This is a genomic window from Thiobacillus denitrificans ATCC 25259 (genome assembly GCF_000012745.1).
GTDB lineage: Bacteria > Pseudomonadota > Gammaproteobacteria > Burkholderiales > Thiobacillaceae > Thiobacillus > Thiobacillus denitrificans_B.
In genome coordinates this window covers 483,391-502,295 of the sequence record NC_007404.1, presented here as the reverse complement: position 1 = coordinate 502,295, position 18,905 = coordinate 483,391, and the positions used below count along the sequence as shown (strand labels likewise).

The 18,905-nt window shown below is 67.2% G+C and carries 20 protein-coding genes and 1 rRNA gene; 8 read left to right on the top strand and 13 right to left on the bottom strand.

Annotation, left to right across the window (positions count from 1 at the left end; translation table 11 throughout):
* Window positions 1-157: 157 nt before the first annotated feature.
* From hemW to TBD_RS02405, 5 genes are all read right to left on the bottom strand, one after another.
* Window positions 158-1,336, bottom strand: coding sequence for a radical SAM family heme chaperone HemW (hemW, locus tag TBD_RS02425; RefSeq protein ID WP_011310991.1), 1,179 nt, complete (start codon window positions 1,334-1,336; stop codon window positions 158-160).
* Window positions 1,329-1,928, bottom strand: coding sequence for an RdgB/HAM1 family non-canonical purine NTP pyrophosphatase (gene rdgB, locus TBD_RS02420; RefSeq protein ID WP_011310990.1), 600 nt, complete (start codon window positions 1,926-1,928; stop codon window positions 1,329-1,331). The genes hemW and rdgB overlap by 8 nt, the downstream gene beginning before the upstream one ends.
* Complete coding sequence (gene rph / locus TBD_RS02415; protein ID WP_011310989.1) at window positions 1,925-2,659, bottom strand: ribonuclease PH; 735 nt, start codon at window positions 2,657-2,659, stop codon at window positions 1,925-1,927. Before rph ends, rdgB begins: the two co-directional genes overlap by 4 nt.
* Before the next feature lie 72 nt (window positions 2,660-2,731).
* On the bottom strand, window positions 2,732-3,640 hold the full coding sequence (locus TBD_RS02410; protein ID WP_011310988.1) for a PP2C family protein-serine/threonine phosphatase: 909 nt from the start codon (window positions 3,638-3,640) through the stop codon (window positions 2,732-2,734).
* A 10-nt stretch (window positions 3,641-3,650) separates the two neighbouring features.
* Entirely contained in the window at window positions 3,651-4,595 is a 945-nt protein-coding gene (locus tag TBD_RS02405; protein ID WP_011310987.1) for a serine/threonine protein kinase, read from the bottom strand.
* A gap of 92 nt (window positions 4,596-4,687) precedes the next feature.
* Here TBD_RS02405 and TBD_RS02400 point away from each other — a divergent pair, with 92 nt between their 5' ends.
* From TBD_RS02400 to recG, 6 genes are read left to right on the top strand one after another with little or no spacing between them, the layout of a single operon-like run.
* The gene (locus TBD_RS02400; protein ID WP_011310986.1) at window positions 4,688-5,554 is read left to right on the top strand and encodes a YicC/YloC family endoribonuclease; all 867 of its coding nucleotides are present in this window, start codon (window positions 4,688-4,690) and stop codon (window positions 5,552-5,554) included.
* A gap of 16 nt (window positions 5,555-5,570) precedes the next feature.
* The gene (gmk, locus tag TBD_RS02395) at window positions 5,571-6,200 is read left to right on the top strand and encodes a guanylate kinase (RefSeq protein WP_011310985.1); all 630 of its coding nucleotides are present in this window, start codon (window positions 5,571-5,573) and stop codon (window positions 6,198-6,200) included.
* A gap of 24 nt (window positions 6,201-6,224) precedes the next feature.
* On the top strand, window positions 6,225-6,428 hold the full coding sequence (gene rpoZ, locus TBD_RS02390; RefSeq protein WP_011310984.1) for a DNA-directed RNA polymerase subunit omega: 204 nt from the start codon (window positions 6,225-6,227) through the stop codon (window positions 6,426-6,428).
* 46 nt (window positions 6,429-6,474) lie between these two features.
* Window positions 6,475-8,616, top strand: a complete 2,142-nt coding sequence (locus tag TBD_RS02385; RefSeq protein ID WP_148202995.1) for a RelA/SpoT family protein — start codon at window positions 6,475-6,477, stop codon at window positions 8,614-8,616.
* A 23-nt stretch (window positions 8,617-8,639) separates the two neighbouring features.
* Complete coding sequence (locus TBD_RS02380; protein ID WP_011310982.1) at window positions 8,640-9,020, top strand: Rid family detoxifying hydrolase; 381 nt, start codon at window positions 8,640-8,642, stop codon at window positions 9,018-9,020.
* Between the two features lie 9 nt (window positions 9,021-9,029).
* Window positions 9,030-11,066: an ATP-dependent DNA helicase RecG gene (gene recG / locus TBD_RS02375; protein ID WP_011310981.1), complete on the top strand. Its 2,037-nt coding sequence runs from the start codon at window positions 9,030-9,032 to the stop codon at window positions 11,064-11,066.
* Here the strand turns inward: recG and TBD_RS02370 are convergent.
* From TBD_RS02370 to TBD_RS02355, 4 genes are read right to left on the bottom strand one after another with little or no spacing between them, the layout of a single operon-like run.
* Window positions 11,051-12,328: a TRAP transporter large permease gene (locus TBD_RS02370; RefSeq protein WP_011310980.1), complete on the bottom strand. Its 1,278-nt coding sequence runs from the start codon at window positions 12,326-12,328 to the stop codon at window positions 11,051-11,053. The two genes, recG and TBD_RS02370, sit on opposite strands and share 16 nt — an antisense overlap.
* Window positions 12,325-12,810, bottom strand: a complete 486-nt coding sequence (locus tag TBD_RS02365; protein ID WP_011310979.1) for a TRAP transporter small permease subunit — start codon at window positions 12,808-12,810, stop codon at window positions 12,325-12,327. Before TBD_RS02365 ends, TBD_RS02370 begins: the two co-directional genes overlap by 4 nt.
* Before the next feature lies 1 nt (window position 12,811).
* Window positions 12,812-13,819 carry a TRAP transporter substrate-binding protein DctP gene (dctP, locus tag TBD_RS02360; protein WP_011310978.1) on the bottom strand — a complete coding sequence of 336 codons (1,008 nt, stop codon included), beginning with the start codon at window positions 13,817-13,819 and terminating at the stop codon, window positions 12,812-12,814.
* Window positions 13,816-14,691: a TRAP transporter TatT component family protein gene (locus tag TBD_RS02355; protein ID WP_011310977.1), complete on the bottom strand. Its 876-nt coding sequence runs from the start codon at window positions 14,689-14,691 to the stop codon at window positions 13,816-13,818. The genes dctP and TBD_RS02355 overlap by 4 nt, the downstream gene beginning before the upstream one ends.
* Before the next feature lie 98 nt (window positions 14,692-14,789).
* Between TBD_RS02355 and TBD_RS02350 the strand changes: the two genes are divergently transcribed.
* Together TBD_RS02350 and ubiA are read left to right on the top strand one after the other, a co-directional pair.
* Window positions 14,790-15,353, top strand: a complete 564-nt coding sequence (locus TBD_RS02350; RefSeq protein WP_011310976.1) for a chorismate--pyruvate lyase family protein — start codon at window positions 14,790-14,792, stop codon at window positions 15,351-15,353.
* Window positions 15,350-16,231: a 4-hydroxybenzoate octaprenyltransferase gene (ubiA, locus tag TBD_RS02345; RefSeq protein WP_011310975.1), complete on the top strand. Its 882-nt coding sequence runs from the start codon at window positions 15,350-15,352 to the stop codon at window positions 16,229-16,231. Before TBD_RS02350 ends, ubiA begins: the two co-directional genes overlap by 4 nt.
* A gap of 7 nt (window positions 16,232-16,238) precedes the next feature.
* Here ubiA and TBD_RS02340 read toward each other — a convergent pair whose 3' ends face one another.
* The 4 genes from TBD_RS02340 to rrf all read right to left on the bottom strand — a co-directional run bounded on the left by TBD_RS02340 (window position 16,239) and on the right by rrf (window position 18,836).
* Window positions 16,239-16,883, bottom strand: a complete 645-nt coding sequence (locus TBD_RS02340; protein WP_011310974.1) for a hypothetical protein — start codon at window positions 16,881-16,883, stop codon at window positions 16,239-16,241.
* Window positions 16,880-17,614 (bottom strand): type III pantothenate kinase, encoded by a 735-nt coding sequence (locus TBD_RS02335; protein WP_011310973.1) that lies wholly within the window; start codon window positions 17,612-17,614, stop codon window positions 16,880-16,882. Before TBD_RS02335 ends, TBD_RS02340 begins: the two co-directional genes overlap by 4 nt.
* Window positions 17,611-18,606 (bottom strand): biotin--[acetyl-CoA-carboxylase] ligase, encoded by a 996-nt coding sequence (locus tag TBD_RS02330; protein ID WP_011310972.1) that lies wholly within the window; start codon window positions 18,604-18,606, stop codon window positions 17,611-17,613. The genes TBD_RS02335 and TBD_RS02330 overlap by 4 nt, the downstream gene beginning before the upstream one ends.
* A 117-nt stretch (window positions 18,607-18,723) precedes the next feature.
* Window positions 18,724-18,836: ribosomal RNA gene (gene rrf / locus TBD_RS02325) — 5S ribosomal RNA — on the bottom strand.
* Window positions 18,837-18,905: the final 69 nt, after the last annotated feature.

Sequence of the window (18,905 nt, the reverse complement as noted above, 5' to 3'; positions counted from 1 at the left end):
CGCAGGCGGCCAGATTGAGTGAACGAAAAGCATACCGCGCCGCACCGCGGGATAACAACCGCGGCAGGGGCGCGTCTTTTGCCCGGCCTCGATGTCCGCAGCGCCGGCGCGACGCCCCCCAAGGCAGGATCACGTCGCAGGCGGCCGCGAAAGCGCGTCAAGCGGGCAGAAACAATTCCAGCAGGTCGTTGAGGAAGCGCTGACCCTGCAGCGTCGGCTCGAGGCGGCCGAGCTCGACCCCGAGCAAGCCCTTCGCGCGCGCCTGTGCGAGCGCGGCGGCACATACGTTGAGCGGCAACCCCGTACGCAACTCGAACAACTCAGCCGGCACGCCTTCGGTGAGGCGCAAGGCGTTCATCATGAACTCGAAGGGCAGGTCGTTGCGCGTGAGGGCGCGCGTGTCGGCGACGTGGGCGCCGCCGTGTACGGCCGTCATGTACTGCTGCGGATGCTTGGTGCGCATCTGGCGTACGATGCGGTCGTGGAAGCTCAACTTGGAATGCGCGCCGGCACCGATCCCGAGGTAGTCGCCGAACTGCCAGTAGTTGAGGTTGTGACGACCGGCGTGGCCGGGCTTCGCATACGCGGAGGTTTCGTAGTGCTGCATGCCGGCGTCGATCAACCGCGCCCCGATCGCGAGCTGCATGTCGGCGGCGAGGTCGTCGTCGGGCAGGTTGGGCGGGGCGGCGTGGCCGAACGGCGTGTTGGGCTCGAGCGTGAGGTGATAGGCCGACAGATGCGGCGGCTGAAAAGCGAGCGCCGCGTCGACATCGGCGAGCGCTTCGGCGAGCGTCTGCCCGGGCAGCGCGTACATCAGGTCGAGATTGAAAGTATCGAAATGCGTGGCCGCAAGCTCGGCTGCGCGGCGCGCCTCGGTCCCGTCGTGGATGCGCCCGAGCGCCTTGAGATGGCGCGGATCGAAGCTCTGGATGCCCAGCGAGACTCGCGTAATTCCGGCCTCACGAAAGCCGGCGAACTTTGCCGCTTCGATGGTGCCCGGATTCGCCTCGAGCGTGATTTCCGCGCCGGGCACCAGTGGCGTCAGCGTGCGCACTGTGGCGAGAATCCGGTCGATGCCCTCGGCCGAGAACAGGCTCGGCGTGCCGCCGCCGAAAAACACCGTGTGGATCTTGCGGCCCCAGATGTCGGGCAGCGCGTGCTCGAGGTCGGCCCGCAAGGCGTCGACGTAGGCAGCTTCGGGGATGCCTTCCGCGGCGTGGGAATTGAAGTCGCAATACGGGCACTTCTTCACGCACCACGGCAGGTGGATGTAGAGCGACAGCGGCGGCGGGACCGTGAGCCCGCGCCCCGCGACGCGAACGACGGCGTCAGCCAAGCCGCTTCAGGCGCTTGAGCTTGTCGACGAGGTCGCGCAGCGCCTGGCCGCGGTGGCTGACTGCATTCTTGACGTCCTCGTCGAGCTCGGCGCCGGTTTTGCCGAATTCTGGGACAAGGAAATACGGGTCGTAGCCGAAGCCCTTCTCGCCACGCGGGGTGTCGATGATCTCACCGTACCAGCGGCCTTCGGCGATCACCGGCTCAGGGTCGTCGGGATGCCGCACGTAGACCATGACGCAGGTGTAATGCGCGCGCCGATTGGACTTGCCCTTCAGGTCGGCGATGAGTTTCTCGTTGTTGCGCGCATCCGACTTGGGCTCGCCGGCGTAGCGCGCCGAGAACACGCCCGGCGCGCCGCCGAGTGCCTCGACGCAGATGCCGGAGTCGTCGGCGAGCGCCGGCAGGCCGCTGTGCCTGCTCGCGTGACGCGCCTTGGCAAGACAGTTCTCGACGAAGGTGACATGCGGCTCGGGGCAGTCCGGCACGTCGAAATCCGACTGCGGCACCGCTTCGATCTCGAGCGGCGCGAGGATGCGCGCGATTTCGCGCAGCTTGCCGGGATTGCCGGACGCGATGACGATCTTGCTCATGGCTGCCCCAGTGTCCTGACCTGTTCCGCGCTGATCTGCGCGATGCCGGCCGTGGCCAGGTCGAGCAAGGCTTCGAGGGTGGTGCGCGAAAACGCCACGCCTTCGGCCGTCCCCTGCACCTCGACGATGCCGCCGCTTCCGGTCATGACGACGTTCATGTCGGTGTCACAGGCGGAATCCTCGAGGTAATCGAGATCGAGCACGGGCTGCCCCTGGTAGACGCCGACCGAGACCGCGGCGACGCTGTCGACGAGCGGCGTTTCGACGAGCGCCCCTTCGCGCACGAGCCAGGAGACCGCGTCGGCGACCGCGACGTAGGCGCCGCAAATGCTCGCGCAGCGCGTGCCGCCGTCGGCCTGCAGCACGTCGCAGTCGATGTGCAGCGTGCGCTCGCCGAGCTTCTTCAGGTCGACGACCGCGCGCAGGCTGCGCCCGATCAGGCGCTGGATTTCCTGCGTGCGCCCCGACTGCTTGCCGCGCGCCGCCTCGCGATCACTGCGCGTGTGGGTCGAGCGCGGGAGCATGCCGTATTCGGCGGTGACCCAGCCCTCGCCGCTGCCTTTCTTGTGCGGCGGGACCTTGTCGACGACGCTGGCCGTGCAGAGGACTTGGGTATCGCCCATGGCGACGAGCACGGAGCCTTCGGCATGCTTGGTGAAGCGACGGGTGAAGCGCAGCGCACGGAGCGCGTCGGGCGCGCGGCCGCTGGGGCGGGCGGTCAATTCGGACATGGGGCGGAAATCGGAAACGAAAGCACCGATTCTACCGCGCGGCGAGGCCGCCAGATCGCGGCCCAGCGCGTGCTATTTGCCGGAGATTTTCTGGATCGCCTGCTGGATCTCGGCGATCGCGCGCTCGATCTCGTCGTCGGAGACGACCGCGGCACCGGGCAAGGGACGCAGGGCATTGATTTGCGTCGTGACCCCGCCGTCAGGCAAGGCCAGCGTCGAGATTGAATCCTTGCTCGGCAGGCGCGCCTCGCCCCAGGTCATCGCGATCAGACTCAGGTTGTCGCCGTGCTCGCCGCCACGGAATTCCGCGTGGTCCATCAGGTGGCGCACCGCGTCTTCGAGCGTGTACGCATGCAGCAGCGCCGAGATTTCGGGAATGCTGATCATGCCCCATATGCCGTCGGTGCAGATCAGCATGGTGTCGGCGTCGTGCAGCGGGATCGGCGCGTTGCATTCGACCTGCGGCGTCATGTAGCCGCCCAGGCAATTCGACACCTTGTTGCGTTCGGGGTGATGGCCGGCCTCTTCCTCGCTAATGATGCCGTCGCGCACGAGCTGGGCGACCGCGGTGTGATCCTCGGTGCGCGCGATCAGGTCGCCGTCGCTGAAGAGATAGAGGCGCGAATCGCCGACGTGCGCCCAGTACGCCGTATTGTCCTGGATCATCGCCGCGACGATCGTCGTATGGGGGATTTCGAGCAGGTCCTGCTCGACCGCGTAATCGTTGATCGCGTAGTGCGCGCGCGTGATCGTGTCGGCGAGGAAGGCCAGCGGATCGCCGAGCCGGGGCTTGGCCATCTTCTGGAACTGCTCGGTCAGCGTCTGCACCGCGATCTGCGCCGCGATTTCGCCGTGCATGTGTCCGCCCATGCCGTCGGCCACGACCATCAGCAGGGCATCGCGACTGTAGGAATAGGCGACGCGGTCTTGATTATTCTTGCGCCCGCCCTGACGCGAAGCCTGGTAGATCGTGAATTTCATGGCCGATACTTTAGAACAATTCGCGGTTCAACTGGCGCCTGAGGCTGGAAAGCAGGGACGAGCGCGGCGGCATCATCGCGCTGCGGTCCATCAGCACCTTCTGCAGGCTAAACACGCTCTGCGGACGTTCCATGTAGTTGAGCTTGAGGCAGCTGTCGATCGTCTCGAGGAGCTGGTCCGAGTAGGCGCCGCGCCAGTTGACCGTGGCCGGCACCAGTTTGTCGTTGAGCAGACGCGCGTCAGCGGCCTGCGGCGGGTAGCCCGCGAGCGAGGCGTACAGGCTCGCGCCGACACTGTAGATATCGGTCCACGGCCCGAGGCGCTCACGATTGTGATACTGCTCGGGCGCGGCGAAACCCGGTGTATACATCGGCTGCAGCTTGCTTTCCTCCTGCGTCAGCGTCTGCCGCGCCGCGCCGAAGTCGATGAGCACGGGCGAACCGTCGAGCCGGATATAGAGGTTGGACGGTTTGAGGTCGAGATGCAGCAGCTTATGGGTGTGCACCTCGCGCAAGCCGTTGAGCAGTTGCGCGAACACGCGCCGGATGAAGCTTTCACGGATGCTGCCACGGTTGGCCTGGATATGTTGCTGCAGCGTCTTGCCGCGCTCGAAGCGCATGACCATGTAGACCGTGTCGTTGGCACGGAAAAAGTTGACCACGCGCACGACATTGGGATGATCGATACGGGCGAGCGCACGGCCTTCCTCGAAAAAACACTTCATGCCGTGACGGAAGATGTTGTTGTTCTCGGTCGAACTCGCTTGCACGACGACCGAGCCTTCGGTGCGCAGCACCAGCGCGCCCGGCAGGTACTCCTTGATCGCGACCGACTGGTTGGCGTCGTCCCGCGCCAGGTAGACCATGCTGAAGCCGCCGCCGCCGATCTTGCGGATGATCGTGTATTCGTTGAGACGGTAGCCGTTGGGCAGAGCCTGGTTAGGTTGAGTCGCCATAGTCGAACGTCTATTATCTCGTCAAATCTCCGGCAGGCCCGGCAGACAACCGCTCCCGGACCGCGCCCACAACAATTTCAAAGCCTGCATCCATGACCACCAGCATGACCGGGTTCGCCGCCCACAGCTTCAATGTCGACCATGCGAGCGTCAATGTCGAGCTGCGAAGCGTCAACCAACGTTATCTCGAACTGCACTTCCGCCTCGCCGATGAGTTCCGTCCGCTCGAAACGCAGCTGCGTGAACTGCTTCAGCAGCGCCTGGCGCGGGGCAAGGTCGAGTGCAGGATCGGCCTGGCGCACCTGTCCGCCGCCCCGCCCGATAACGGCCTGAATCCGGCCATTCTTGAGCGGCTGGTGCGTTGGCAGGACGACGTGCTCGAGCGGCTCCCCGGCGCCGCCCCCTTGAGCGTCAACGAAGTGCTGCGCTGGCCGGGGGCGATGCAAAACGCCGTGGTATCGCAGGCGACGCTCGACGAGGCAGCGCTCGCCGGGTTTCGCGCAGCCCTCGACGAACTCGTGGAAAGCCGGCGCCGCGAAGGCGCCAAGCTGCGGCAGCACATCCTCGATCGCCTCGATGCCGCCGAGGCGCAGGTCGCCGTCCTGAAGCCGCTGCTGCCCGTTCTTGCCGCAGCCCAGCGCGAGAAACTCGGCGAGCGCCTGCGCGAGGCCCTCGGCGAGGCCGGCCACGAGCGGCTCGCCCAGGAAGTGGCGCTCGCCGCCCAGAAGGTCGACGTCGACGAGGAAGTGTCGCGCCTGGCTACCCACTTCACCGAGGTGAGGCGCGTGCTCGATCAGTCCGGCGCGGTCGGCAAGCGCCTCGACTTCCTGATGCAGGAATTGCATCGCGAAGCGAACACGCTCGGCTCGAAGTCGGTCGCGGTCGAGACCTCGCGCACCTCGCTCGAACTCAAGGTGCTGATCGAGCAGATGCGCGAGCAGGTGCAGAATATTGAATGAGCGATCCGGAGCAACCATGACCCCCCCCGCCAGCCCTGGTGTTCTTTACATCGTCAGCGCCCCCTCCGGCGCCGGCAAGACCAGCCTCGTCAAGGCGCTGCTGAAGAGCGACCCGGCGATCCGCCTGTCCGTTTCCCACACCACGCGCGCCCCGCGTCCGGGCGAGAGCGACGGCCGCGACTACCACTTCGTCGCGCGCGACACCTTCGAGAAAATGCTGGCCGACGGCGAATTTCTCGAACACGCCGAGGTGTACGGCAACTTCTACGGCACCTCCCGGGGCCGCATCGGGCAGGAACTCGACGCCGGGCGCGACCTTCTGCTGGAGATCGACTGGCAGGGCGCCGAGCAGGTCAAGCGGCACTTCCCGCAATCGACGTCGATATTCATCCTGCCGCCGACCTTCAGCGCCTTGCGCACGCGCCTGACCGGACGCGGCCAGGACAGCCCGGAAATCATCGAGCGCCGGCTCGCCGCGGCGGCGCACGACGTCGCTCATGCCGAGGCGTTCGACTATATAATCGTCAACGATGACTTCGACCACGCCCTCCAGGATCTGGTCGCGATCACCCGCAGCATTCGCCTCGAAGCGCAGCGCCAGCTGAAACGCCACGCCGCCCTTTTCGGGGAATTCCGACGCATTTGAAACGCCCGAAGCAGGAGTATCCCCATGGCCCGCATCACCGTCGATGATTGCATTGACAACATCCCCAACCGTTTCGAACTCACGCTGGCCGTGACCTACCGCGCCCGCCAGCTGGCCCAGGGCTCGCAGCCCATGGTCGAATCGAAGGACAAACCCATCGTCACCGCGCTGCGCGAGATCGCGGCAGGCAAGGTCGGTCGTGAAATCCTCAACCGGGGCCGCGCCTGAAAACTCGCGCACCCGCAAGCCGGCGCCCGCCCCGCGTGCGCCGGCAATGACGCACGGCTTCGACACACTGCGCGAGCATCTGGCCCACCTCGGGCCGGAAGATGTCGCTCAGCTCGAACAGGCCTACGAATTCAGCCGCAGCGCCCATGAAGGGCAGTTTCGCAAGAGCGGCGAACCCTATATCTCCCATCCGCTCGCCGTCGCCGCGATCCTCGCGGACTGGCATCTCGACGCCCAGACCCTCTGCGCCGCCCTGCTGCACGACGTCGTCGAGGACACGCCGGCGACGGCCGGCGAGATCGAAGCCCGCTTCGGCAAGGCCGTCGCGGTGCTGGTCGGCGGCGTCTCCAAGCTCGACAAGCTCGCCTTCGAATCCGAGCAGCACGCGCAGGCGGAAAACTTCCGCAAGATGCTGCTGGCGATGGCGCAGGACGTCCGCGTGATCCTGGTCAAGCTCGCCGATCGCCTGCACAACATGCACACGATGGGCGCGATGCCCGCCGAAAAGCGCCGCCGCATCGCGACCGAAACGCTGGAGATCTACGCGCCGATCGCCAACCGGCTCGGCCTGCACTCGGTCTACCAGGAACTCGAGGATCTCGGCTTCCGCTACAGCCATCCCAACCGCTACCAGGTGCTCGCCAAGGCGGTGAAGGCCGCGCGGGGCAACCGTCGCGAGCTGGTCGAACGGGTCAAGGTCGCGCTGCAGGAAAAGCTCGAGCAATGCAAGATCGAGGCCGCGATCAGCGGCCGCGAAAAGCACCTCTACAGCATCTACCGCAAGATGCAGGAGAAAAACCTCGCGTTTTCCGAGGTCTTCGACATCTACGGCTTTCGCGTCGTCGTGCGGGACCAGCCCGCCTGCTACCTCGCGCTCGGCGCGCTGCATGCGCTCTACAAGCCGATTCCGGGCAAGTTCAAGGACTACATCGCGATCCCCAAGGCCAACGGCTACCAGTCGCTGCATTCGATCCTGTTCGGCCCCAACGGCACGCCGATCGAAGTCCAGATCCGCACCGTCGACATGAACCGTCTCGCCGAGTCCGGCGTCGCGTCGCACTGGATGTACAAATCGGCCGACACCGCGCTGAACGACGTGCAGACGCGCACCCACCGCTGGCTGCAGTCGCTGCTCGACATCCAGGCCGACCACGGCGACTCGCCCGAATTCCTCGAACATATCAAAGTCGACCTCTTCCCCGACGAGGTCTACGTGTTCACGCCGAAGGGCAAGATCATGGCCTTGCCGCGCGGGGCGACCGCGGTCGACTTCGCCTTCGCCGTGCACAGCGACGTCGGCCACCGCTGCATCGCGGTCAAGATCAACTACGAGCTGATGCCGCTGCGCACGCAGCTCAGGAACGGCGATCACGTCGAGGTGCTGACCGCGTCGAACGCGAGCCCCAACGCCGCCTGGCTCAACTTCGTCGTCACCGGCAAGGCGCGCTCGCACATCCGCAACTACCTGCGCAACACGCGGGTCGAGGAAGCCGCGGCGCTCGGCGAACGCCTGCTCAGGAACGCGATCGAGGCGCTGCATCCGGGCGCCGAAGCCGACCCCACGGTGTGGGATCGCGTCGTCAAGGACTACGGCCTGCAGACCCGCGACGAACTCTTCGCCGGGATCGGCCTCGGCCGCAAGCTGCCGCTCGTCGTCGCCCACCAGCTGCTGCACGTTCAGGGCGAGAAGACCGGCGAGCCCGCGCATCCGCACGCGATCAGCATCCGCGGCACCGAAGGCATCGCGGTCGAACTGGCGCAGTGCTGCCATCCGATTCCGGGTGACCCGATTCTCGGCTTCATCCACAAGGACCGCGGCCTCATCATCCACACCCACGACTGCCCGTCGATCCGCGCCTTCCGCACCGATCCCGAGAAATGGCTCGACGTCGAATGGGAGGCCGAGCCGGGCCGCATGTTCGACGTCTCGATCAAGGTCGTCGTCGGCAACAAGCGCGGCGTTCTGGCCAAGGTCGCCGCCTCGATCGCCGAACACGGCTCGAACATCGGCAACGTGTCGATGGAGGAAGAGGACGGCAGCCCGTACACCGTGCTGTTCTTCACGGTCCAGGTCGAAAATCGCGCCCACCTCGCGCGCGTCATGCGCGGCCTGCGCATGCTGCCCGACGTCGTCCGGATCTTCCGCATCAAGGGCAAGAAAGACGGCCGCGCGGCCCCCCTCCAATAAATTCTTCTGCTTCAGGATCCAGCATGGACAAGCGCATCATCCAGACCGCCGACGCCCCCGCCGCGATCGGTACCTACTCGCAGGCAATCCGCGTGGACAACACCGTGTACCTGTCGGGGCAGATCGGGCTCGATCCGTCGACCATGCAACTGGTCGACGGCATCGAAGCGCAGATCCATCAGGTGTTCAAAAATCTCGCCGCGGTCGCCGCGGCGGCCGGCGGCTCGCTCGCCGACGTGGTGAAGCTCAACGTCTTCCTCACCGACCTCGGAAACTTTTCGCAGGTCAACGAGATCATGGCGGCCTACTTCAAGGCCCCCTACCCGGCGCGGGCTGCGGTCGGCGTCGCTGCCCTGCCGCGCGGCGCACTGGTCGAGGCCGACGCCGTCATGGCCCTTGCCTAGATCGCGCGCTTGAAGACGGCTTCGCCGTTTTCCTTTCCGGTCAGTCCGGCGCTTGCGGCCAAGCTCGCCAAGCTCGGTCTCAAGCGCGACAGCGACCTGATCCTCCACCTGCCGCTGCGCTGGGAAGACGAAACGCGGATCACGCCGATCGGCGAACTGCTGCCGGGACAGACCGCGCAGGTGCAGGCCTGCGTGCGCGAAGCGAAGGTCACCTATCGTCCGCGGCGCATGCTGACGCTGATCGTCGAGGACGACAGCGGCGTGCTCGGCGTCCGCTTCCTGCACTTCTATCCCAGCCACCTCAAGGCGTTCCAGGCCGGGGCGCGCTTCCGCTTCAATGGCGAAGTCCGCGGCGGCTTCCTCGGTCTGGAGATGGTGCACCCGCGTTTCGCCAAGGCCGACGACGACACCCCGCTGCCGGCCGGGCTGACGCCGGTCTACCCGACGACCGCCGGACTCGGCCAGGCGAGCCTGCGCAAGCTGATCGAGCGCGCGCTCGCCGCGCCCATCGATGAGACGCTGCCGCCCGAATGGCGCGAAGAACTGGGCCTCGCGGAACTGGAATCGAGCATCCGCCTGCTGCACCAGCCGCCGCCCGGCTGCGCGCAGCATGCGCTCGAATCGCGCGCCCACCCCGCCTGGCAGCGGCTCGCCTTCGACGAACTGCTGGCGCAGCAGCTGTCGCTGGCGACGTCCCGCCAGGCGCGCGAGGCGCGCACGACTTTGCCGCTTCCGCACCGGCGCCGCCTGACCGCGGCCTTCGTCGACACCCTCGCTTTCGAACTGACCGCGGCGCAGGCCCGCGCCTGGCAGGAAATCAGTACCGACCTCGCCGCGCCGCATCCGATGCGCAGGCTGCTGCAGGGCGACGTCGGCAGCGGCAAGACCGTGGTCGCGGCGCTCGCCTGCCTGCAGGCAGTCGAGAACGGCATGCAGGCCGCGTTCATGGCGCCGACCGAGATCCTGGCCGAGCAGCACTACCGCAAGCTCGCGCCGACGCTTGCGGCGCTCGGCGTGCGCAGCGGGTGGGTTTCGGGCAGCCAGCGCCGTGCCGAACGCGAAGCCGCGTGGCGCGCGATCGCCGCCGGGGAGGCCGACCTCGCCTTCGGCACGCATGCCCTGTTCCAGGAGGCCGGAAACTTTTGCCGGCTCGGCCTCGTCGTCGTCGACGAACAGCACCGCTTCGGCGTCGGCCAGCGCCTTGCGCTGATGGGCAAAGGCACCGAGCCGCACCAGTTGATGATGAGCGCGACGCCGATTCCACGCACGCTCGCGATGAGCTTTTTCGCCGACCTCGACGTCTCGGCCATCGACGAACTCCCGCCCGGGCGCACGCCGATCGTGACCAAGCTGGTCAGTGCCGCGCGCCGCGACGAGGTGCTCGCCCGTGTGCGCGACGCCTGTGTGGGCGGCGGACAGGCCTACTGGGTGTGCCCGCTGATCGAGGAATCGGAGAAGCTGCAGCTGCAGACCGCCGAGGACACCTACGGCACGCTCGTCGAGCAGCTGCCCGGGCTGCGCATCGGCCTCGTGCACGGCCGGCTCAAGGCCGAGGACAAGCAATCGGTCATGGCGGCGTTCCAGTCTCACGAGATCGACCTGCTCGTCGCGACGACCGTGATCGAGGTCGGCGTCGACGTGCCCAACGCGGCGCTCATGGTGATCGAGCACGCAGAGCGCATGGGGCTCGCGCAATTGCATCAGTTGCGCGGGCGGGTCGGGCGCGGCGCCCGCGAATCGGTGTGCGTGCTGTTGTACGAGACGCCGCTGTCCGAACTCGCGCGGGCGCGGCTCAAGGTGATTTTCGAACACAGCGACGGCTTCGAGATCGCGCGCCAGGATCTGCTGCTGCGCGGACCGGGCGAGTTGCTCGGCCAGCGGCAGAGCGGTCTGCCGATGCTGCGTTTCGCCGACCTCGAGCGCGATGTCGCCTTGCTCGAGCGCGCGCGCGACCTCGCGCAACGCTGCCTGCGCGAGCGCCCCGAGGTCGCCGCGCGCCACGTCGAGCGCTGGCTCGGAAGCCGCCAGGCCTACAGCGGAAGCTGAGCCGCCGCACCGTGCATGCCTTGATTCCAGAGGCTCAGCGCGGGCACGTAGGTGAGGAGTAGCAGCCAGACGAGCAGCAGCAGCAGGAACGGCAGCGTCGCACGGAACACCGTGAGCACGGGTTGTTTGAAGCGCTGGCTGGCAAGGTAGAGGTTGATGCCCACGGGCGGTGTCAGATAGCCGATCTCGAGGTTCGCCAGAACCACGATGCCGAGGTGCAGCGGGTGGATCCCGAAATGGGTCGCGAGCGGCAGGAGCAGCGGCGTGACGATCACGATCGCGGAAAAGATATCCATCATGCAGCCCACCACGAGCAGGACGGCGTTCATCCAGAGCAGGAAAGCGAGCGGGCTGTGCACCTGCTCGACGACCCAATCGAGCAAGCGCATCGGCACCTGGGCATCGACCAGCAGATTGGTCAGTCCGAGGCTCAAGCCGAGTATGACGAAGATGCTGCCGACCAGCGTCGCCGCTTCGTAGCCCACCCACGCGAGTTCTTTCGCGCGGATCGTGCGGTGAACCACTGTTTCGAGCACGAGCGCGTAGAGCGCACTGCATGCGGCGAGTTCGGCGACGGTCAACAGCCCGGCAGCCAGGCCCGCAACGACGCCGATCGGCAGCAGCAGATCGGCCCAGCCCGCGCGCGCCGCGGCCGCGAGTTCGCGCCATCGGAAGCGGTGACGCGGCGCCCCGCGCGCGCCCCGCCGGACGGCATAACTCCCGACCATCACGAACAGCAGCAGCGTCGGCAGCAGGCCGGCGACGAACAAATCGCCGATATCGACCTGGGCAACGACGCCGTAGAGCAGCACCGCGAGGCTGGGCGGCAGCAGCAGCCCCATGGAGCCGCCCGAACTGATGAGCCCGAGCGCGAAGCGTTCCGGGTAACCCTCGTCCTTGAGCATCGGATACAGCAGACCGCCGAGCGCGAGGATCGTGACGCCGGACGCGCCGGAAAAAGCGGTGAAGAGCATGCACGACGCGGCGGCAACCCAGGCGATGCCCGCCGGCATCCATCCGAGCAAGGCGTTGAAGAAGCGGACCAGGCGGCGCCCGGCGCCGCCGTGCCCCATGGTCGCGCCGGCGAGCACGAAGAGCGGAATCGCGACCAGATTGGGTGATGCGGCGAGCCGCGCGAACTCGACCATCAGGAGCGCGGAATCGAGTTGCGCATCGCGGGTCGCGACGAGCGCCGCCGCGCCCAGCACGACGAAGAGCGGCACGCCGAGCAAGGCCAGCGCCACGAACGGCAACAGCGTCATGGCGTCTTCACGTCGCGGGCGAGGACGGCCCGCAGCAGAAAATGCAGCGTCAGCAGCGCGAACGCAGCGGGCAGGATGAGGCTCAGCCAGGCCAGCCAGGCTTGGCCCGAGGGGTGCCGCCATTCGTCGAGCCAGAACGCCCACGCGGCACGCGCGAGGAACGTGCAGACGACAGCGGCGACCAGATTGACGGGGATTGCGCTAAGCCTGCGCCAGCGCGGCCAGGCCGCGAGGTTGGCAGGATCGAGGTGCAGATGGCGGCCTGCAGCGGCCGCCAGCGCGGCGCCGGGCAGGGCGACCCACAGCACGAGGTGACGCAGCACGACGTCGCCCGCCGGCACGGTCGCATGGAGCAGGTTGCGCCCGACGATATCGGCGAGTGAGAGCGCGAGCATGGCGGCGAAGGCGAGCAGCGCGACGCCGAGTTCGAGCCGGGTCAGCGCCCGCTCGAGTTGGCGTAAGGCCCCCAGAAGGCGCGGCACCTCAGTCCGCGCCGCGGCGGTGGTCGGCGAGCGCGGTGTCCACCTGGCGGTCGAGTTCGGCGGAGAGGTAACGCGCCGCTTCGAGCGCCTCGACGGTCTTGCGTGCACGCGCGGCCTGCGCCGCGAGGTCGACCTGCTGGAACGCCGTCATCGGCTGCGTGCGGCGGGCCAGCAGCGCGAGCGCTTTGCTGTCGTCGCGCCGGGTGTCGGCGATCAGCCTTTGCGATAACGGGCCGCCCGTACGTTTCAGCAAGGCCTGCAAGTCGGCAGGCAGACCGCCGAAGAACTTGCGCGAGACGACCACGGCGCCGATTCCGGTTGCCATCGCGCGCGTGCTCATATAGGGCGTCTTCCCCGACCATTGCAGGGCGATGCTCGCGAGGGGCGTGCTCACGACGGTGTCGACGAGTCCCGTCGCGAGCGCCGGGTAGACTTCGGTGATCGGCAGCGCCACGGCCGCCCAGCCGTTGGCGTCGAAAAATGCGGCGATGAAGCGGTCGCCCTGCCACTGCCAGATGCGGCGGCGCGCGAGCTCGTCGAGGTTCGCGAGCGGCCTGGTCGAGAAGAAGTGCACGTTGCCGACTTCCATCCAGGCGAGCAACTCGTATTGATTGTCGCGAAAGCCTTTTTCGATCGCGGGCAGCACGCGGGCACGGACCGCGTCGATCTCGGCATGATCACGAAACAGGAAGGGCGCTTCGAGGATACGCGCCGGGGGAAAAATCTCGCCGATGCCGTGACCCGCGAGCGCCGCGCCCTGCAACTGGCCGAAGCGTATCTTCTTCAGCATGTCGGGTTCGTCGCCCGCGATGCCGCCCGGGTAGAACTTCACGACCAGCCGCCCCTGGCTCGCGCGCGCGAGTTCCTTGCCCCAAGCGTCGAAGGCCTTCATCCAGGTCGAGCCGGCCGGCGCGAGCGTCGCGAACTTGAGGACGTAGGCGTCGGCGGCGTGGCTGCTGGTCGCGGCGAAGAAGGCACCCACGAACAGGACGACATTTCGTATCCTCAAAACAATTCCTCCTCTTGCGCGAGCAGCGCTTCCGCCTGCTTCCTGGCCAGCGCATTCGCCAGATTGAGTTCCGGATCGGCAGCGGCGGCCGCCGCGCGTACGGCGGTCAGCGCGGCGTGAAAGGCCTCACGCTCGCCGCGCTGGCGCAACAGGTAACGCGCCCGGTACACATCGACCCACTGGAAGCCCGGCGCCAGGGCCCTCGCGCGCGCAAAATGCGTCTCCGCGCGTGCGAAATCGCCACCGAACATGGGGGCGCGGCCGCCGTAGTACACGCCGAAAAATACGTGCGCGCCGCCGTGATAATAGGTCTCGTCGAGTTGGAGAACGCGCCGCATCATGTGCTCGACGCGCGGCAACTCATCGAGCCGCGCCGGTTCGTCGAGTTGAAGCTCGATCCACTTGGCCCACGCCGACGCGGCCCAGAACAGCGCCGGCGCGGCTTCCGTGTCGAGGCGCGCGAGCGCTGCGTCGAGCCCCGTCAGATCACCAAGAAGCGCGGCGCGCGTGAGACCGGCGTCTGTCTCGAGCGCGAGAAACGCGTGTTCGCGCGCACGTTCGTAGAGCGCGAGCGCCCGCGCCGGGTCGTCAGCTTCGACGAAGCCGAGCGCGTAGCCGTGAAATCCCATCGCCGCCTGCACGCGATACGCGCCGTTGCCGGGATCGGCGAGCAGCAGCGCCTCGATCATCTTCAACTGCGCGGGGAGGCTCGCACGGGCGAGTTCGATATCGGTTTCACGGTTCATCGCCCTGACCCCGTGCTCGATGAGCGGTCCGGCCCCGCGCGCGACGAGCTTGCTTCCCGAGCAGCCGAACAGCGACAGCAACACCGCGCATGCCAGCGCCGCGCGCAGCGAAATCGGCAAGGGCATCAGGTCTCCTCCTGGTCGCGTAATGGCGGGCACCATGCTAGCACCGCCCGGGGACGGCGTCGTCTTTGGCATAATGCGCGTTTTGCCCTGGATTCGCAGTGATCGCCACGCGCGACGACGTTTGCCGGCAGGCCGGTCTGCAGTATGGCTGGCTGCCCCATGCCTTCCAGGCGCCGCGGACGCTGCGCGGCTGGCTGTCCGATCGCGGTTCGCTCACCCAGCGCCTGCGGTCCCGTTACCGTGATTTCCGCGTGCTTCCGGTGCTGCGCGGCGTCGCGGCGCCTTTTCCCGACGAAAGCGGCGCGCTCGGCCTCGCGCGCGATGCAAGCGCCTACGTGCGCGACGTCCTGCTCCTCGGCGATGGCAAGGCCCGCGTTTTCGCGCACAGCGTGCTGCCGCGCGCGGCCTTGCGCGGCGGATGGAACGGCATCGCCCGGCTCGGCACGAGACCGCTCGGCGAAGCACTGTTTCGCACCCCCCGTGTCCGCCGTCTGGCCATGACGATGCGCCGGGTCGACGCGCGGCACCCGCTTTATTGCGCCGCGCGCCGCCATGCCGAGGTCGCCGAGCGCGCACTGTGGGCGCGGCGCTCGGTATTTTGCCTGGACGGCCACCCACTGCTGGTCAGTGAAGTCTTTTTGCCCGCCCTATTAACGCCATGACACTTACCGAGCGTCTCTCGCTTTACGAAAAACTGGCGCGGCTGGACAAGCCGATCGGCATCCTGCTCCTGCTCTGGCCGACGCTGTGGGCGCAATGGCTCGCGAGCAACGGCGACCCGGACTGGCTGATCCTGTGGATTTTCGTCATGGGCGTCGTGCTGATGCGGTCCGCGGGCTGCGTCGTCAACGATTACGCGGATCGGGATTTCGACCCGCACGTCGCGCGCACGCGCGACCGCCCGATCGCTGCTGGCAAGGTGTCACCGAAGGAAGCGCTGCTGCTCGCCGCCGGCCTGTCGCTGCTCGCGTTTCTGCTGATCCTGCCCTTGAATGCGCTGGTGCTGAAGCTTTCGCTCATCGCGCTGTTTCTTGCCGGGAGCTATCCCTTCACGAAACGCTTCTTTGCGATCCCCCAGGCCTATCTCGGCGTCGCGTTCGGCTTCGGCATCCCGATGAGCTACGCGGCGCTGTGGGGCGAGGTGCCGGCCGAGGCCTGGCTCCTGCTGGCGGCAAACGTGTTCTGGGCGATCGCGTACGACACCGAGTACGCGATGGTCGACCGTGCGGACGATCTCAAGATCGGCATCAAGACCTCCGCGATCACGTTCGGCCGCTTCGATCTCACGGCGATCGCCTTCTGTTATGCCGCGACGCTCGCACTGCTCGCCTGGGTCGGTGCGCTGCGCGACTTCAGCGGCTGGTATTACGCGGGGCTGGCGGCGGCCGGAGCGATCGCCGTCTATCACCTGCGGCTGATCCGGGAGCGCGATCCCCGCCAATGCTTCCGCGCGTTCCTGCACAACACCTGGTTCGGCGCCGCGGTCTTCGGCGGCATCGTTCTTCACTTCCTGCTGCGCTCCGGCTCCCTTTTTCCGTAGCCCCGCTTCAGCGCGGACAGGCGATGCGCGACTGCTGGCTGTTGGGATACGCCTGCCTGATCGCGCCGAGGTCTTTCAGCGTGTCGGGATCGTCGCTGCGGACCACGAAGTAGAAATCCGTCCCTTGACGCGGCAGCAGTTCGACCCGCGTGCCGAACACCCCCTTGCCCTCGAGTTCGCGCACGCGCCGCGCGGTCGCCTCCTCGTTGCCGTAGAGGCCGAGCGAAATCGCGTTACGCCACGGTCCGTCCTGCACGACGAAGACGTCCTGCACGCCCGCCGCCGCGAGTTCATCCGCCTTCGCGGCGGCAGCCTCGGCGCTCGGCAGCGGCGGGAAAAGCACCCATTGGCGCGTGGCGAGGGGGATCTCGGTGAACGACATGACGCGCTCACCGGCCATCGTCTTCAACTGTTCGCGCACCCGGGCGAATTCGTCCGCCGCAAGTCCCCGCCATTCGATGCACAAGGCCTCGACGGGCAGCGCACTCGGCCGCGGGGTCGCAGCCGGTGCGTCACCGCGGCGAAGGCTGAGCCGGTCGACGTTGAAAGGTGCACTGTGCGGCGCGCTCGCCGTCGGCCAGTGATCGCGTGCGAGGAAGAAACCGGCCGCGAGCACGTTCGCGATCAGCAGGGACCATGCCAGACGTTTCATCCTCGCCCCCCTGCGCGCGCGACGCGCTCGATACCTTCGAGCACGAGCGTGGGCACGTGCTCGGCGTCGACCCCCAAATGCGGAAGCAGTGTCTCGGCCCCGCCGCCGGTGATCAGGCAGGCCGGCGAGATGCCCTCATGCGCCGCCAGCCGCACGTGCTGGCCCTCCACGGCCCCGCATAGCGCGGCGATGATTCCGCTATATGCCGCATCCGCAGTACAACGGGGAAACGCCTGCCACGCGCCACCGGCGGCTGCGCCGCCCGCCGTCCCCTGTTGCAGGGACCGCTGCATCAACGCCACCCCCGGCACGATGAGTCCACCGAGGAAGCTGCCGTCGCCGGACAAGGCGTCGACCGTCATCGCCGTTCCGGCCGACACGACGAGCGTCGGGGCGCGTCGGCGCGCGCGCGCCGCGACCAGACCCATCCAGCGATCCACGCCGAGCTGTGTCGGATCACGATAGTCGTTCGTCACGTCGTCGAAAGCCGCTTCGCTTTTGAGCCAGACGGCCGAACAGCCGGCCGCCGTCAGCAGGGCCGCCAGCTTCTCCTCGTAGACCCGGCTTGCCACGCTCGCGATGAAGCATTCCGACCCCGCGTCCAATTCCGCCTCTACGGCCGACAGGTCACTGTAGTCGCTGCGGCCGCGGGCGAGCCATGTTCCGTCCTCGACGACGGCCCACTTGAGGCTGGAGTTACCGGCGTCGAGCAAGATACGGCATCCGCTCATCGGCGCGCGTCCAGACGCAGGCTGATTTCGCCACCGCTATAGGGCGCCACGCTCGCGTTTGGCGCCTGCAACAGGAAGGCGCCCGTTTCGTCGACGCCGGAGGCGACGCCGTTCACGCTGCGCGCATCGGGCAGGCTGAGGGTCACGCACCGTCCGGCGTAGGCGTCGAGCGCGAGCCACGCCTCACGCAAGCCGGCGAAGCCCTGCTGGCGGAATTGCGCCAGGACGGTATCCAGTTCGAGTAAACAGTCCGCGAGCAAACGGTTGCGCCCGACCGTCACGCCTATCTCGGCGAGATCGATCAAGGCCTGGTCGACCGCGTCTCTTTGTGCCGCGTCGAGCCGCACGTTGATCCCGATACCGATGACCGCAAAAGCGGGCCCATGCATGTCGCCCTGCACTTCAACGAGTATCCCGGCGAGCTTCCGGTGGTCCACCAACACGTCGTTCGGCCACTTCAAACGCGCCGGGTGCCGGCTGTGACGGTTGACGGCGCGCGCGACGGCGAGTCCCGCGGCAAGACTCAGGCCGGCCAGCGACTGCAATCCGGTTTCGAAACGGCACAGCAGGGAAAAGGTCAGCCCGCCGCCGAGCACCGAATGCCAGCGCCTGCCGCGCCGTCCCCTGCCGTTTGCCTGATGCTCGGCGCAGTAGAGCGTGCCGTCGGGGGCGCCCCCTAGCGCTGCGCTCATTACGCAGGCATTGGTCGACTCGACGTCATCGAGCAGGTGCAACGAATAGCGTGCCGCCCGGGCGCCGAGCGCCCGCTCGAGCGCTCGCCGGTCGAGCCATTCGACCGGGCGCGGGACCTGGTAGCCCCGGCCGCGGACCGCATGGATCGTGAGACCCATTTCCTGGGCCTGGGCAAGCACGTTGAAAACCGTGGAGCGGGAGAGGCCGAATTCCTGGGCAAGCCCTTCTCCGGAGTGGAAGCGGCCGTCGCCGAGACGGCGCAGGATCGGGAAAAGGTCCTTGTGGAGTCGTGTGTGCACGGGACGATTCTACATCGCTGTAGCGCGCGGCTCCGGTTCCCGCGTCGCGCAATAAAAAACCCCCTCTTTGTGGGAGGGGGTTTTCGGTATCCGGTGTTGATGCCGGAGGTATAAGGAGTCTGACGATGACCTACTTTCACAGGCGAATGCCTACTATCATTGGCGCGGGAGCGTTTCACCGTCCTGTTCGGGATGGGAAGGGGTGGTTCCACTCTGCTATGGTCGTCAGACAAAGGGGTGGGGAGAGAGGTTGTCCTCAATCCCGCATTCGGATTGTCTGGTTGGCTGTTCGATCACAC